Here is a 272-nt window from a genome sequence, read left to right on the forward strand (position 1 = left end):
TACTCCTTGAACCTGCTTCATCGCAGCTTTGCGCCGAGGAATCTGTCTTCCTCGAAGCCACTTTTAGACGCAGGCGCAAGTCGAGGGATATTCCCTCAAAACTAAACGAAGCGAAAAAGCGTTTTTTCATCATATCAATGATATCCCTTAGAAAGGAGGTGATCCAGCCGCACCTTCCGATACGGCTACCTTGTTACGACTTCACCCCAATCATTTGCCCCACCTTCGGCGGCTGGCTCCCGTAAGGGTTACCTCACCGACTTCGGGTGTTG

The 272-nt window shown here is 51.1% G+C and carries 1 rRNA gene; it reads right to left on the reverse strand.

From position 1 onward, the window contains the following. Positions 1 to 151 precede the first annotated feature (151 nt). Positions 152 to 272: ribosomal RNA gene (locus tag K1I44_RS15155) — 16S ribosomal RNA — on the reverse strand; the annotation flags it as partial.

It is taken from the genome of Anoxybacillus sp. ST4 (genome assembly GCF_019448545.1).
Taxonomy (GTDB): Bacteria; Bacillota; Bacilli; order Bacillales; family Anoxybacillaceae; genus Anoxybacillus; species Anoxybacillus pushchinoensis.